The 14,493-nt window shown below is 38.2% G+C and carries 12 protein-coding genes and 1 pseudogene; 2 read left to right on the top strand and 11 right to left on the bottom strand.

Annotated features, from left to right (window positions below):
* Window positions 1–160: 160 nt before the first annotated feature.
* The 6 genes from QFZ72_RS04400 to QFZ72_RS04375 form a co-directional block, all read right to left on the bottom strand.
* The gene (locus QFZ72_RS04400) at window positions 161–1,006 is read right to left on the bottom strand and encodes a class I SAM-dependent methyltransferase (RefSeq protein WP_307429911.1); all 846 of its coding nucleotides are present in this window, start codon (window positions 1,004–1,006) and stop codon (window positions 161–163) included.
* 43 nt (window positions 1,007–1,049) lie between these two features.
* Window positions 1,050–1,904: a dTDP-4-dehydrorhamnose reductase family protein gene (locus QFZ72_RS04395; RefSeq protein ID WP_307429908.1), complete on the bottom strand. Its 855-nt coding sequence runs from the start codon at window positions 1,902–1,904 to the stop codon at window positions 1,050–1,052.
* Window positions 1,901–2,890 carry a polysaccharide biosynthesis protein gene (locus QFZ72_RS04390; RefSeq protein WP_307429905.1) on the bottom strand — a complete coding sequence of 330 codons (990 nt, stop codon included), beginning with the start codon at window positions 2,888–2,890 and terminating at the stop codon, window positions 1,901–1,903. Before QFZ72_RS04390 ends, QFZ72_RS04395 begins: the two co-directional genes overlap by 4 nt.
* On the bottom strand, window positions 2,883–3,974 hold the full coding sequence (gene wecB, locus QFZ72_RS04385; protein ID WP_307429903.1) for a non-hydrolyzing UDP-N-acetylglucosamine 2-epimerase: 1,092 nt from the start codon (window positions 3,972–3,974) through the stop codon (window positions 2,883–2,885). The genes QFZ72_RS04390 and wecB overlap by 8 nt, the downstream gene beginning before the upstream one ends.
* Window positions 3,975–3,986: 12 nt before the next feature.
* The gene (locus QFZ72_RS04380; protein WP_307429900.1) at window positions 3,987–4,670 is read right to left on the bottom strand and encodes a glycosyltransferase family A protein; all 684 of its coding nucleotides are present in this window, start codon (window positions 4,668–4,670) and stop codon (window positions 3,987–3,989) included.
* Window positions 4,671–5,122: 452 nt separating this feature from the next.
* Window positions 5,123–5,887, bottom strand: a complete 765-nt coding sequence (locus QFZ72_RS04375) for a hypothetical protein (RefSeq protein ID WP_307429898.1) — start codon at window positions 5,885–5,887, stop codon at window positions 5,123–5,125.
* Window positions 5,888–6,169: 282 nt separating this feature from the next.
* Between QFZ72_RS04375 and QFZ72_RS04370 the strand changes: the two genes are divergently transcribed.
* Both QFZ72_RS04370 and QFZ72_RS04365 read left to right on the top strand, forming a co-directional pair.
* A complete protein-coding gene (locus QFZ72_RS04370) occupies window positions 6,170–6,883 on the top strand; it encodes a GT-D fold domain-containing glycosyltransferase (protein WP_307429895.1) in 714 nt (237 codons plus the stop codon).
* Window positions 6,884–7,567: 684 nt separating this feature from the next.
* Window positions 7,568–7,852 (top strand): annotated as a pseudogene (locus tag QFZ72_RS04365) (histidine phosphatase family protein); the annotation flags it as partial.
* A gap of 643 nt (window positions 7,853–8,495) precedes the next feature.
* On the opposite strand, the gene eno reads toward QFZ72_RS04365, so the two are convergent.
* From eno to gap, 5 genes are all read right to left on the bottom strand, one after another.
* Window positions 8,496–9,788 (bottom strand): phosphopyruvate hydratase, encoded by a 1,293-nt coding sequence (gene eno, locus QFZ72_RS04360; RefSeq protein WP_223438259.1) that lies wholly within the window; start codon window positions 9,786–9,788, stop codon window positions 8,496–8,498.
* Between the two features lie 25 nt (window positions 9,789–9,813).
* Window positions 9,814–11,349: a 2,3-bisphosphoglycerate-independent phosphoglycerate mutase gene (gene gpmI, locus QFZ72_RS04355; protein ID WP_307429892.1), complete on the bottom strand. Its 1,536-nt coding sequence runs from the start codon at window positions 11,347–11,349 to the stop codon at window positions 9,814–9,816.
* The gene (gene tpiA / locus QFZ72_RS04350; protein ID WP_252202468.1) at window positions 11,342–12,103 is read right to left on the bottom strand and encodes a triose-phosphate isomerase; all 762 of its coding nucleotides are present in this window, start codon (window positions 12,101–12,103) and stop codon (window positions 11,342–11,344) included. Before tpiA ends, gpmI begins: the two co-directional genes overlap by 8 nt.
* A 29-nt stretch (window positions 12,104–12,132) precedes the next feature.
* Window positions 12,133–13,317: a phosphoglycerate kinase gene (locus QFZ72_RS04345; RefSeq protein WP_307429888.1), complete on the bottom strand. Its 1,185-nt coding sequence runs from the start codon at window positions 13,315–13,317 to the stop codon at window positions 12,133–12,135.
* Between the two features lie 135 nt (window positions 13,318–13,452).
* Complete coding sequence (gene gap, locus QFZ72_RS04340) at window positions 13,453–14,460, bottom strand: type I glyceraldehyde-3-phosphate dehydrogenase (RefSeq protein ID WP_070878074.1); 1,008 nt, start codon at window positions 14,458–14,460, stop codon at window positions 13,453–13,455.
* Between the last annotated feature and the right edge of the window lie 33 nt (window positions 14,461–14,493).

Raw genomic sequence — 14,493 nt, 5'->3', positions numbered from 1 at the left:
TTCAATTAAAATCAGAAACTAATTTAGTCTGATGATCTAATTTGAACATATTGGCATGATAAAGATTTTTAAGTTTCTATCAAAATCAGCATCTTTTTTCAGCTGCACGGCAAACAGTTCAATTGGTTTTTGCATTTTCAAAATCCTATTAATTTCGCATCTAATTTTTTTCAGAGTCACAATTGGCCTCTTCTTTACTTATAGACATATCTTTTATTTTTTTTTGTTGTAATGTAAATAAGTCTAATTGTTTATTCATCTGTTCTATGCGCTTTTGCATCTCTTTAATTTGATTTTCTTTTACTTCCAAACGCTGTTTTCTGTCTTTAAACAATTTCTCATTTTTCTTCTCGATCTGAAGGAAGTTCTCCTCATCTAATTTTATCCATTTTTTAAGCTGCTCCGGTGTATATTCAATTTCAAAATTAGATTTGATTCGTTCTCTATTCCGTCCGACATAGCAAATATATTTATAATGAACCTCAATCTTTATTTCTTCAAAATAGAGATCAAGAAGATACGCTAGATTTCCAATGTAAAACGTTTGCTTATGGTCGTGAAAAGGGTGTAAACCAAAGGGAACTGTGACAAGGACACGTCCTTTATCATTAAGAGAAAGATGGACTCTTTTTAAAATTTTATGGGGATGAGAAAAGTGCTCAAGTACCTCCCCTAAAATAACGGTATCAAATTTCCCAAGACTTTTATCTAATGTGGTAGCATCATGCAAGAGAAATTTCACTTTGTCTTGGACAAGTTTCGATTCCTTTTTTAACTCTTCATTCGCATAATTGATACTTGTTTCCTCAAGATCTACCCCTGTAACATCAAAACCTTCTCTTCCTAGTAAAATAGAGGTGATTCCTTGGCTGCATCCTATATCCAGTACCTTTTTACCTGCAGCCTGTTTACACATCCAATGCACTCTAAATTGTGTAGCCTTATGGGACTCCTCCGTATTAATTAATCCATAGTAACGCAAATTAACTTGATCATGATTGGCCATAAAAAAATTCCCTTTCTAAAATGTCTTCTTGTGTTCGTCATCGTCACGTATATTGGTAGATTCCCTTTTTTCTGGAATCCATCCATCCTTTTAATTCTGCCAGCATTTGTGAATATGAGGATGCCTTATATAAAAAATCAGATCTTGTATTTAATAGACTCTTGTCTGATTTGACTTGATCATATGCTTTAATCACTATAGAATCCCGTTTAAATTCTTTTTTAATAAGATTTAACAGTTCAAATTTTGATATTTTCTTAGCTCCTGTAAGTTGAACCAGTCCGCTGATGCTGCGAGGTATGAGCCATTCTATCGCTTTAGCCAGTTCTAGAGTTGTGACACCATTCCAATAAACACTCTGGTATCCTAATATTTCCCCTGACTGGTGCATAAACCAATGAAAGAGTCCAGTTCCCTCTTTTTTAAGTTCCGGACCAATGATGGATGTTCGAATCGTAATATTGCTATTGTCTATAATCTCTCCTAGGCTTTTCGTTTTTGCGTAAACGGACGTTCCGTCTTTACGTTCATTTTCCGTATAGTCACCTCTATCCCCAGAAAAAACGCAGTCCGTACTGATATGAATAACCTTAAAACCATACTGTCGGCCGTATAGGGATAATTTATGCGGAAAGAGACTGTTTACATAAATGGCCTCCATGAAGAGACTGGCAGCATTGTCATTCAACAAGCCGGTCGTATTAATGACGAGATCAGGCTTTAGCTGTTTTAACAATGCTTCCACACTTTGCTCATCTAACACGTCTAAAGTAAAACACCGCTCTTCCTCTGAATTTCCCCTGATGGTATAGTAGATTTCATAAGAAGTAGCTTCAGTCAAATAATCTTTTATCATATGCCCCGCCATACCGTTACCGCCTAAAACAAGAACCTTCAATCTAAAACTCCTCCCCTTTTCAAAAGACTAGTGATGTTTTCGGAGTTCATGAGATCATCATCAGATTGGTATTTTTGAAAGGAAACTTTGGGAAGATGTTGATAGTGCTTATAGAGTTCAGGAGAAGTGTGCGAAGGAAGAATGACAAAATATTGATCGCTGAATTGATAGGTATAAGGTGATTCGGCTATCGAAACAAGAACCTCATGAAGCTTTTCCCCGGGCCGTATCCCAACCTCCTTATGTGCGATCGTTTTTTTCAATAGATGCTCACCTAGGACATTTGCTAGATCAGTGATAAGACAAGCATTCATCTTCATAACAAACGTTTCTCCGCCAATTGCAGCGGTTGATGCTTGTAAAAGTAAGTCAATCGCTTCTGATACGGTTAGAAAGAAACGAGTCATATCTTTATGAGTAATGGTAACACCATTTGTTTCCAAAATCTGCTTTTTGAAAAGAGGGACTACACTTCCGTTCGTTCCGAGCACGTTACCGCCCCTAATACAAACAAATCGGGTGTAATCGCTAAGATGATTGGCCCTGATCATCAATTTTTCACCAATCGCTTTTGTCATTCCGTAAAAGTTAATCGGATCTACCGCCTTATCACTGGAAACATCAATGACCTTTTTCACCTTTTGTAAGATACTGGCCCGGATGATATTTTCTGTGCCCAGTACATTCGTTTTTAACGCTTCTTGTGGATAATCTTCACATACAGGCACGTGTTTAAGTGCAGCTAGGTGAAAAACATAATCAACCTGTTGACAAGCTTCATTTACCGCTTCAAAATCTCTAACATCACCTATAATATATTTGATGCAAGAATTATTATTAAATGTTCTCCGCATCAATACTTGAGAGAACTCATTACGAGAAAAAATACGAATTTCTTTTGGTTGGTAGGTTAATAGTTTCCTTGTTAATTCGTGGCCCCAAGACCCAGTTCCACCTGTAACCAGAATCGTTTTATCTTTAAACATTAGAAACGCCTCCTAAAATAAAATGAATAACTTTGGTCGAAACATTTACATCGTCATATCCTTTGGGAATTTTCCAATTGTTGCTTGATTCCATCATTAAGTCTAAACATTCTGCTATCCGTTTTGATTCTAGACCAGACACAACGTTGCTGCCGCATAAAACCGTTTCAGGTCTTTCTGTACTTTTTCGTATTGTGACAGAGGGAATACCTAGGATGCAGCTTTCTTCCTGAACGGTACCGCTGTCCGTAACCACACAACGGGCGTTTTTTTGCAATTTGATAAAGTCTATAAACCCAAAAGGTTCACAAAATTTCACTAACGTATGAGGTGAATTTATGCCGAATTTCTTCATTCGATCTTGAGTCCGCGGATGTACACTAAAAACAATCGGAATTTGGTGCTTTTTAACTGTCGAGTGTAACCCTTCAATGATATTTATAAGCCGATTTTCATTATCAACATTTTCTGCACGATGGGCAGTAACCAATATATAACCTCCAGGCTTCAAATCCAGCTTTTTTAAAATGTCGCTCTTGTCTATTTTGTCTTGAAAATGATGGACCACTTCATATATTGGATTTCCTGAAACCCAAATTCGATTGGTCGGAATTCCTTCTAGCAGTAAATTATCTCTGCTGTTATCCGTATAAGGTAAATTAAAGGAAGAGATAGAATCTATGATTTTTCTATTAATTTCTTCCGGTACACTAGTATCAAAACAGCGGTTTCCCGCTTCCATATGGAAAACAGGTATTCCCATTCGCTCGGCAATAATTGCGCAAAGGGCGCTGTTTGTATCCCCGAGTACAAGGATTCGATCCGGTTTTTCTTTATTTATAATTTTCTCAATTTCTGGAAACATATTACCCAGCTGTTCGCCCAATGAATGAAAAACCGATTGAATAAAGTAATCCGGCTGACGAACTTCCATCTCTTCAAAGAAAATATCGCTTAAATTTCGATTATAGTTTTGTCCGGTATGAACGAGAATGTGCTTATCTGCGAAAAGATCTAGCTTTCGTATAATAAGGCTTAGCCGGATAATTTCCGGGCGCGTTCCAAGAATTGTCATTATTTTCATATCCAATCTCCTTTACATGAACCCATCCAATATTTTTTTCATAACCTCAGGTGCAAATCCAATGCCTTTCGGTACTCTTTTCTTTGAAGTAATAGAAGGATGAACAATATTTACGTAATTTCGATTCTTTAATATTTCGTGAGGTAATCTAATAGCATAACCATGGCCGCCCGGCAGGATATATCTTTTACCATCCAAGTAGTCTTTTGCAGTATAGACGAAAGTATAGTATTGCGGAGATTCAAAATGAATGTGGATCATCCTGTTATCGACTGTATCCCACATGTAGCCGTCTTGATTAATTAATACCTCTGTGGATGGTTTGTGTCTGTAATTGTGCAACTGCTGAACGAAAGATTTGTGGTACAAATCGTCCGAATCCTGCCTTGCTACATATAGTTCATCGTAACCTTGAATATAAGCTTCAATTCTGCGTTGGGATTCAATACTTGTTCCAAATTTAATATTATCAGGAAGCGGTTCATATTTTTGAAGAGCTCGATTAATGATTTCACTGCATCCTTCTGCCAGTTTAACTACAGTTAGAAAATTTTGATTCGTCTGTTTCTTCAAACTTTTAAGAGTATACTTTTGAAATATAGAAATCCTATTTTCAATCCACTCCTCTGTTGTTCGTTGTGGATTCATTCCATAATTATTAAAGTTGATTTCTATTACTATTCTCCTTTTTGTCATATCATAATATCCTTTCTATTTTTATTTAAAAAACTTAGTATTACTCTTTCATAAACTATCTTATGATTTTTACTAGATTATGGAATGGACAAAATCATCGAATTTCTAAAAATAGGTGATAATAGAAGATTTAAGTGAAAGAGTTTTAAAATATATACTTTATCAAGATTAAGGATGAGTATTAGCATGTTCAATTAGGCTTTTGCTGAAAAAATCAAAAAACGTAGATTTGATCTTTTGAGAAAAGCCTCAAAATAGTAAGCAAATTATTAATAAATAAGTTGATGGCCCATCTGATAGGGAATGTACTAGAGATAAATTAGATTTTTAATTGTTGAAAATAGAGGATGGAGAGGATTGAAAAATGAATCAAAAATCCAAACTCGTTCCAGAACGAGTTTGGAAGATATCAAAAAGGTACCATTGGTGCTGATACTATTATTCTTATTTTTTCAGATGAATTTTTCTAAGATTCTTTTTATTTCCTTTTTATCAGTAATCTCAGGTCCAAAATGAGCGCGAGGTTTTTCGCTGTCGGTCCAAGGATCTAAATTACAGTCACCGATATAAGCTTTTACTTGCCACGATAAAATTTTGTTAAAACTAATACCTGTATTTTTTGAATGAATATGATTAATCCAAATAGGTTCTTTCACACATATAAATTCATAAGGTAATTTAAGTGCTCCTCTCCAACCTAGTTCATATCTTTTTCCTTTTAAATAATCATTTACATTGTAAATAAAAGCCCCAAAACTTGGTTTCCAGAAAAAAAACCTTCCTAATCTATTCTGTATCGAGTCGTATACATATCCATATTGCGGTATTAATGCAGCAGTATTCTTTTTATGAGTGTGTTTAAGCAGTACCTCAATAAATGATTGATGATACATATCATCACTTTCTAAGTGAACTTCATACAAAAGGTCACTTCCTTTAATGGTGTTTTTTACTACCGCTTCAAACAATTGAGAAGGGATAAACCTAACATTATTAGGGAGTGGACGATGATTATTTAGAGCGGTTTTTATCTTATCTTCTGTTTTAGGATTATACAAAACTAGTGCTAAATAATCTTGGGAGCTTTGTCCTTTTAAGCTTTTTAAGGTATAATTCATAAATATCGAGATTCTCCTTTCTATCCATTCCTTAGTAAAACTTTCCTCATTTGCTCCTATATTATTAAAAGGAATTCTTATAATTAATTTCTTTTTCACAATTTTTCTCCACCTTTAGTTATTTTCATTACTCTTTTAACTCGTTTCTCTAAATTACAAAAAATTGAGATTAGTATAAATAGATATGATTTTCGTTAATTTCTAAGATCCACATCTAATATTTACTCTCTTACAAACCTATCTTATGATTTCTGATAGTTTATGGAATAGACAAATTCATCTAAATTCTAAAAATGGTTGATAATATAAGAATTCAGAGAAGCTATTTCATATTCTATAAAAGATACTTAATTAATTTTGGAATTTAGGAGTGGTTTTAGTATGTTTAAGAGTATGTATCTGGAAATGGATGAAGTCATACAATTAATAGGGAATGCTCTAAATGAGAAAGAGCCCTTTTCTTTGGTGAGAATAGGGGATGGAGAGAATTTAGTAATGTCTCAAAACACCGTAATGAATATCCAGGATGTGTTGAGAGAGCCCTGGGTCATTAAAGCAAATAACGGTCAAAAAGGAGTTAAATTACCTAATGCATCTTTAAGGGATTTAATGATAGAAGCTATCAGAAAAGCAAATGTGGTTGGAGTTCTTCCTCAAAATGACACTATTATTCAAGCTCCAAGTCATCTTAAGCGAGATTTAACTGATAAAATATTTTCCTATTATAAAATAAATCCTGAATATACTTGTCATGCCTGCTTAAATAGAGAACTCGCTAAGGAACCGGAGTTTTGGAAGATATTAAAAGGGAAAAAAATCCTTATCATTTACCAATTCGCGGATCAACTAAAAAATATTTTACAGAGTGAGCCTTATAAATTAGAAATTACGATGACAATTCCCTTCTCTCACTATAATCAGATGACTGATACATTAGGAAAAATAAAAGCTAATAAAGATGAATTTGATATCGCCTTGATTTGCTGCGGTGTAAATGCTGTTGTACTTGCACATAAAATTGCTGAATTAACGGGAAAAGTAGGGTTGGATTTTGGAAAGGCATCAAACATTTTAATCAAAGGAAGTCCAAATTAATGTCGAGAGACAGATAATTATTTTTGAATGGTCCACGTTTGTTTTCTTTTCAATTTTTCAGAAAACTTGGCTATTAAGTAAGTATGATATAAGGATTAAAAAATGGCTGTTACTATCAACAGCCGGTACTTTTATCCTTATATATTTTGTATCATTTATTCCTGTCATTTTGATTTTTTCTTGTAACCATCATGTTCCGGGTTCGTTCCCTGCTGTTGTTACTGGTCTTATGCGGAAATGTCCCATGTCTGACTTGAAGATATTGAATATCTTTACAACGAAAACATAACTATTTTTTCCCCCTATCACCAGACGCAATAATTTATCTTCCTGCTATAATGCCAGGTTTGTCTTTCTGAATTCATTTCATATTAGCCTCAATATGTGATAATTTTCTCCAATTTCTACGGGTAATGCTTTTGAGTGATTCACCTAGACCATCCATTCCAAACATAGCATTTGCTGGATACTCTTGATTTGTTCGCCAATAGCTGATCTACTTGATGCTTGTCATTTCAGAATGCTGTAGTCATTTATTTGACGAAATAGTTCCTTATTATCTTTGTCTGTGTTACCTGCTTGTTTTTGGCATATCTATGAAAACAGAAAGATGCTAAAAATAATCCGAGGGGGAAAATCGAATGCAAATGATATTCACTTGATCCGTCAAGGGAAAAGGACTGGAACAAGGTGCAGCGTTTACTAGGAAGATTCGATTCTCCTTTAAATGGACTAGGGAAAAAACAGGCACTTCTTCTAGCCATTTGTCTCATAGCCGTTAAAGTTGCGGCTGTTTATATGAGTCCATTGAAACGAGCTAGAAAAACAACATATATCTTTGGACAACAGCTAAGTGTCAATATGAAAAGGGAGTCAGATCTCTCGGAGAGGTCTTTTGGTTATTTGGATGGTTTGCTTCGCAATAAAACTCATACTTGTCAGTATCATGAAGCCGGCTTCTTCTGGTAATTTACAACCGAATGTAATAATGAGTTTATCGGTATCTGACACCATTTTTCCTATCTCTACGTCAAAAATCCACGGATGATACTGCGTGGAATATTAAGGCAGATACTGATAAACGAGTCTTTTCTGATGCTGATCTTATTCACCTTTTGTTTTTTCCTTAATCTAGATATTGTCCTTGGTTGTCATGGGATAATAAATTATACTGATGTCCCTCTAAATTCGTAAATTATTAATATTGGTTGAAGGCCCATTTCATAAGGAGAATAACGAAAATAAGCAAATAAAATCTTCATATTATCTCCTTTATTCACATTTTCTTTGATTATTATTTATATGTAAGGTTGGAGGAGAAGGTATGGATAAGAGAGCATTAAAAGAAAAATATGCTAATTAACAATAAATAGGTGAAAGATTAAAAAGGAGCTTGAGCCGTATGAAGAAAATTGACAAGTACGGTACTGTGGAGAGCTAGGGAGATTGATGCCAGCGGGGACATGTTCTATTTTTGTTTCAAAAAATCTTTAAGCTCTACCTTATTAAATTCGGAAGGATTAGTGGAATCAAATCTCCATTTTGGTCTCATATGAATTAATACACATAAAAAAGCTGCCCATTTCATTTAACGGGCAGCTTTTTTTCAACATTATTTTCTTAAGTTATAGAAAGTATGGATTCCATCGTATCTAGCTGTGTCACCAAGCTGATCTTCGATGCGAAGAAGCTGGTTGTATTTTGCAACACGGTCAGTACGTGATGGAGCACCTGTTTTGATTTGGCCAGCGTTTGTTGCTACAGCGATGTCAGCAATTGTGCTGTCTTCTGTTTCACCAGAACGGTGAGAGATAACAGCTGTGTAGCCAGCGCGTTTAGCCATTTCGATCGCATCAAATGTTTCAGTTAATGTACCGATTTGGTTCACTTTGATAAGGATCGAGTTGCTGATTCCTTTTTCAATACCTTCAGAAAGCTTTTTCGTGTTTGTTACGAATAGATCGTCACCAACTAATTGAACTTTGTCACCAAGGCGCTCAGTTAATAGTTTGTGGCCTTCCCAGTCGTTTTCGTCTAATCCATCTTCAATTGAGATGATTGGATATTTTGATACTAAATCTTCGTAGAAGTCTACCATTTCAGCAGATGTTTTTACAACACCTTCGCCTGATAAGTGGTATTTTCCATCTTCTTTATTGAAGATCTCAGAAGCAGCAACATCCATTGCAAGCTTCACTTGCTCGCCTGGTTTGTAGCCAGCTTTTTCAATTGCTTCGATGATTGTTTGAAGAGCTTCTTCGTTTGATCCAAGGTTTGGAGCGAATCCGCCTTCGTCACCTACAGCTGTGTTAAGGCCTTTGCCTTGAAGAACTGATTTCAGGCTGTGGAAGATTTCAGCACCCATGCGAAGTGCTTCGTGGAAATCTTCAGCTCCAACCGGCATTACCATGAATTCTTGAATGTCAACGTTGTTATCAGCATGCTCTCCGCCGTTGATGATGTTCATCATTGGCACTGGCAATGTTTTAGCGTTGAATCCGCCAAGGTATTGGTAAAGTGGAAGACCTAAGAATTCAGCTGCTGCACGAGCCGCTGCCATAGATACACCAAGGATTGCGTTCGCACCTAATTTACCTTTGTTTTCCATACCGTCAAGTTCGATTAGAAGGTGATCGATTGCAACTTGCTCAGTTACGTCGAAACCTAATAATTCAGGAGCGATTACTTCGTTTACGTTTTTAACAGCGTTCAATACGCCTTTTCCCAGATAACGGGATTTGTCGCCGTCACGTAATTCTACTGCTTCATATTCACCAGTAGATGCGCCAGATGGAACCAATGCACGTCCCATAGCACCTGTTTCTGTGTGTACTTCTACTTCAACTGTCGGGTTACCGCGTGAGTCTAATACTTCGCGAGCAAATACATCAACAATGTATGGCATAATTTATTTCTCTCCTTTTAAATGGTTATTTTTTAATTAATGATTTACCTGTCATTTCTTTCGGAAGGTCTACTCCAAGCAAGTCAAGCACGGTTGGCGCTAAATCACCAAGAATTCCATCTTCTCTTAAGCCTGCAACTTCCTTTGTTACGATTACAGGAACTGGATTTGTTGTATGTGCTGTCATCGGTGTACCTTCTAGAGTTGTCACTTCATCAGCATTTCCATGATCCGCTGTAATTATAGCCGTTCCGCCTTTAGCAAGAATTGCGTCAACGATTTTGCCAAGACATTCATCAACTGTTTCTATTGCTTTAACAGTCGGTTCAAGCATGCCTGAATGTCCAACCATATCCGGGTTGGCGAAATTCAGGATAATCGCGTTATGCTTGTCAGCTTCGATTTCGCCAAGTAACGCGTCCGTTACTTCGTAGGCGCTCATCTCAGGCTTCAAATCATAGGTTGCGACTTTTGGTGAATCGATTAGAATGCGTTCTTCACCTGGGAATTCTGCTTCACGTCCGCCGCTCATGAAAAATGTTACGTGAGGGTATTTTTCCGTTTCAGCAATCCGAAGCTGGGTTAACCCGTTTTGCGATAGAACTTCACCTAGTGTGTTATCTAAGTTCGTTGCTTTAAAAGCAACATACCCGTCTACTGTTTCACTAAAATGAGTTAAACATACAAAATGCAGGTTTTTCGGATGCTTTGGTCCACGGTCAAATGAACGGAAGTCTTCGTTTGTAAATGTGTTCGAAATCTGAATCGCGCGATCCGGGCGGAAATTATAGAAAATAACCGCATCGTTCTCGCTGATTGTTGCAACAGGAGAGCCGTCTTCTTTAGTCATAACTGAAGGAAGAACGAACTCGTCGTGGATTCCATTTTTATATGAATCTTCCACTAAGTCAAGCGGATTCGTATAAGTTGGGCCCTCGCCGTATACCATTGCGCGGTACGCTTTCTCAACACGATCCCAGCGCTTGTCGCGGTCCATGGAATAATAACGGCCTGAGAGGGTTGCAATTGCACCAACACCATACTCTTCGATCTTTTCGTTTAATTGCTTAATATAGCCTTCTGCTGTTTGCGGGCCAACATCACGGCCGTCAAGGAAGCCATGGATGTAAACATTCTTGACGCCTTCTTCTTTTGCCAGTCTCAGCAAAGCGAAAAGGTGGTCAATGTGGCTATGAACGCCTCCATCAGACAGCAATCCAAAGATGTGAAGGTTTGTGCCGTTTTCTTTAACGTGATTCATAGCTGAAATAAAGGTTTCATTTTTTTCAAATTGACCTTCACGAATGGCTACGTTCACACGCGTTAAGCTTTGGTATACGATACGTCCGGCACCGATGTTCAAATGTCCTACCTCTGAATTCCCCATCTGGCCTTCAGGCAAACCGACGGCTTCGCCGCTTGCCGTTAAAGTAGCATGAGGATACTGATTCCAGTATCGGTCAAAGTTTGGTTTTTTTGCATGAATAACCGCATTACCCTTCTCTTCGCTGCGAAGTGCAAACCCGTCAAGGATAATTAAGGCTACCGGTTTCTTACTCATGTTGTCCTGCCTCCAAAAGCTGTAAGAAAGATTGCGGCTCAAGACTTGCTCCGCCGACTAAAGCGCCGTCGATGTCAGACTCTGCCATGTATTCTTTTATGTTTTCAGGCTTTACGCTGCCGCCGTATTGAATACGTACTGCTTCAGCCACTTCTTTAGAGAACTGCTCTGCCACAACTGAACGGATGTGTGAACAAACGTCATTTGCATCTTTTGCAGAAGAAGATTTGCCCGTGCCGATTGCCCAGATTGGCTCATATGCAATGACAACTTCTTTTAATTGCTCGTCTGTTAAACCAGCAAGTGCTTTTGTTACTTGAACTCCTACAAGATCGTTTGTTTTGCCTGCTTCACGCTCTTCAAGCGTTTCGCCGCAGCATACGATCGGCACAAGACCATGCTTGAAAGCAGCAGCCGTCTTTTTGTTTACTGTTTCATCTGTTTCAGCAAACATTTCGCGGCGCTCTGAGTGACCAAGGATCACGTAGCTTACGCCTAAGTCTTTAAGTGCAACAGGGCTTGTTTCGCCTGTAAATGCACCATTTTCTTCGAAATGCATGTTTTGGGCACCGATTTTAACATCAGTTCCTTTAGAAGCCTCTACAAGGCGGTCTAAAAAGAGTGCAGGTGCACAAACTACAGATTCAATTTTGTCAGCAGAAGGAACTAAGCCTTTTACTTCTTCAATGAATGCTGCTGCTTCGCCCATTACTTTGTTCATTTTCCAGTTACCAGCGATAATTGGCTTTCTCATCACGCACACCGTCCTTAACAAACAAGAATTTATTTATCGTTTAATGCGACAACTCCTGGAAGCTCTTTGCCTTCCATGAATTCAAGAGATGCTCCGCCGCCTGTTGAAATGTGATCCATTTTGTCTGCCATGTTGAATTTCTCAACTGCAGCAGCAGAATCTCCGCCGCCTATAACTGTGTATGTATCTTTTGCTTCTGAAAGTGCTACAGCCACAGACTTTGTACCTTCTGCAAATGCATCTAATTCAAATACGCCAAGCGGTCCGTTCCAGATCACAAGCTTTGAATTCCTGATAACATCAGCGTAGATTTCGCGGGATTTTGGTCCAGCATCTAAGCCTTCCCAATCACTTGGGATGCTGTCGATCGGCACAACTTTAATGTTTGCATCGTTTGAAAAATCATCCGCTACAACTACGTCAACTGGAATGTAAAAGTTAACGCCGTTCTTTTTCGCCTTTTCCATGAAGGATTTAGCAAGCTCAACTTTATCTTCTTCAAGAAGAGATTTCCCTACCTCGTGGCCCATTGCTTTAATGAATGTATAGGCAAGTCCGCCGCCGATGATCAAGTTATCCACTTTATCTAAGAGGTGATCAATTACACCGATTTTGTCTTTTACTTTAGCTCCGCCGATAATTGCTGTGAACGGACGCTCAGGGTTTGATAATGCTTTGCCCAATACTTCTAATTCTTTTTCCAAAAGGAATCCTGCAACTGCCGGAATGTGGTCTGCAATGCCTGCTGTAGAAGCATGTGCACGGTGCGCTGCTCCGAAAGCGTCATTTACATAGACATCAGCAAGCTCAGCAAATGCTTTTGCAAGCTCAGGATCATTCTTCTCTTCACCAGGGTAGAAACGAACGTTTTCTAATAGAAGTACGTCGCCTTCCTGCATTTTAGAGATTTCAGCTTTTACAGAGTCGCCATATGCTTCGTCTGCTTTCGCTGCATTTTTGCCAAGTAATTCTTGAAGACGCTCTGCAACTGCGTTTAAACGAAGCTCCTCAACAACTTGTCCTTTTGGACGGCCTAAATGGCTTGCTAATAGAACCTTTGCACCTTGCTCTGTTAAGTACTGAATAGTTGGTAAAGCTGCGCGAATGCGTGTGTCATCTGTTACTTTGCCATCTTTCATCGGCACGTTGAAATCAACACGGCAGAAGACAACTTTCCCTTTAACCTCGATGTCTTTTACTGACTTTTTGTTCATCTTCAGGAATTCCTCCTTTAATTTGGAATGGTATGGCATACAAAGCAAAAGGGAGGGGGCATGTATTCCCCTTCCCCTTTGCACTCATTATAACCTTAGTTTTGGTTTAAATCCAAGCCTCAGCAGACTTAAGGATTAAAGACCTTTAGAAGCGATGTAATCAACTAGGTCTACTACACGGTTAGAGTAGCCAGACTCATTGTCATACCAAGAGATTACTTTTACCATGCTGTCTTCCATAACCATTGTTGATAAAGCATCGATTGTTGAAGAAGCTGGGTCGCCATTGTAGTCGCCAGAAACTAATGGCTCTTCGCTGTAGTTAAGAATTCCTTTTAATGCGCCTTCAGAAGCTTCTTTGAATGCTGCATTTACTTCTTCAGCTGTTACGTTAGTGTCAAGCTCAGCAACTAAGTCTACTAAAGAAACGTTTGGAGTTGGAACACGCATAGCTCCGCCGTTTAATTTACCTTTAAGCTCAGGCAATACTAGAGAAACTGCTTTAGCTGCTCCAGTTGAAGTAGGGATGATGTTTTCAGCTGCTGCACGGGCACGACGGTAGTCTTTATGCGGCAAGTCAAGAATTTGCTGATCGTTTGTGTATGAGTGAACAGTTGTCATCATACCGCGTTTGATGCCGAATTTGTCGTTAAGAACTTTAGCGAATGGCGCTAAGCAGTTAGTAGTACAAGATGCATTAGAGATTACATCATGGCTTGCAGCGTCATATTTGTCATGGTTAACACCCATAACGATTGTGATGTCTTCATCTGTTGCAGGAGCAGAGATGATTACTTTTTTAGCGCCAGCTTCTAAGTGCTTCGCAGCGTCTGCACGCTTAGTGAAGAAACCAGTTGATTCAACAACTACTTCTACTCCGCGCTCGCCCCAAGATAATTTCGCAGGATCGCGCTCTGCTGATACTTGGATTGTTTTGCCGTCAACAACTAGGTTGTTTCCGTCTACTTTCACGTCAGCATCTAATCTGCCATGAATTGAGTCATATTTTAAAAGGTGAGCAAGCATGTTAGCGTCTGTTAAGTCGTTAACCGCTACAACGTCCACGTTAGGATTTTTAAGTGCTGCACGGAATACGTTACGTCCGATACGTCCAAAACCGTTAATACCAATTTTTACTGCCATGATGAAATTTCCTCCTTTAAATAAGTGAGAGAT

The organism is Bacillus sp. V2I10 (genome assembly GCF_030817055.1).
Taxonomy (GTDB): Bacteria; Bacillota; Bacilli; order Bacillales; family Bacillaceae; genus Bacillus_P.
This window is presented reverse-complemented; position numbering and strand designations above follow the sequence as displayed.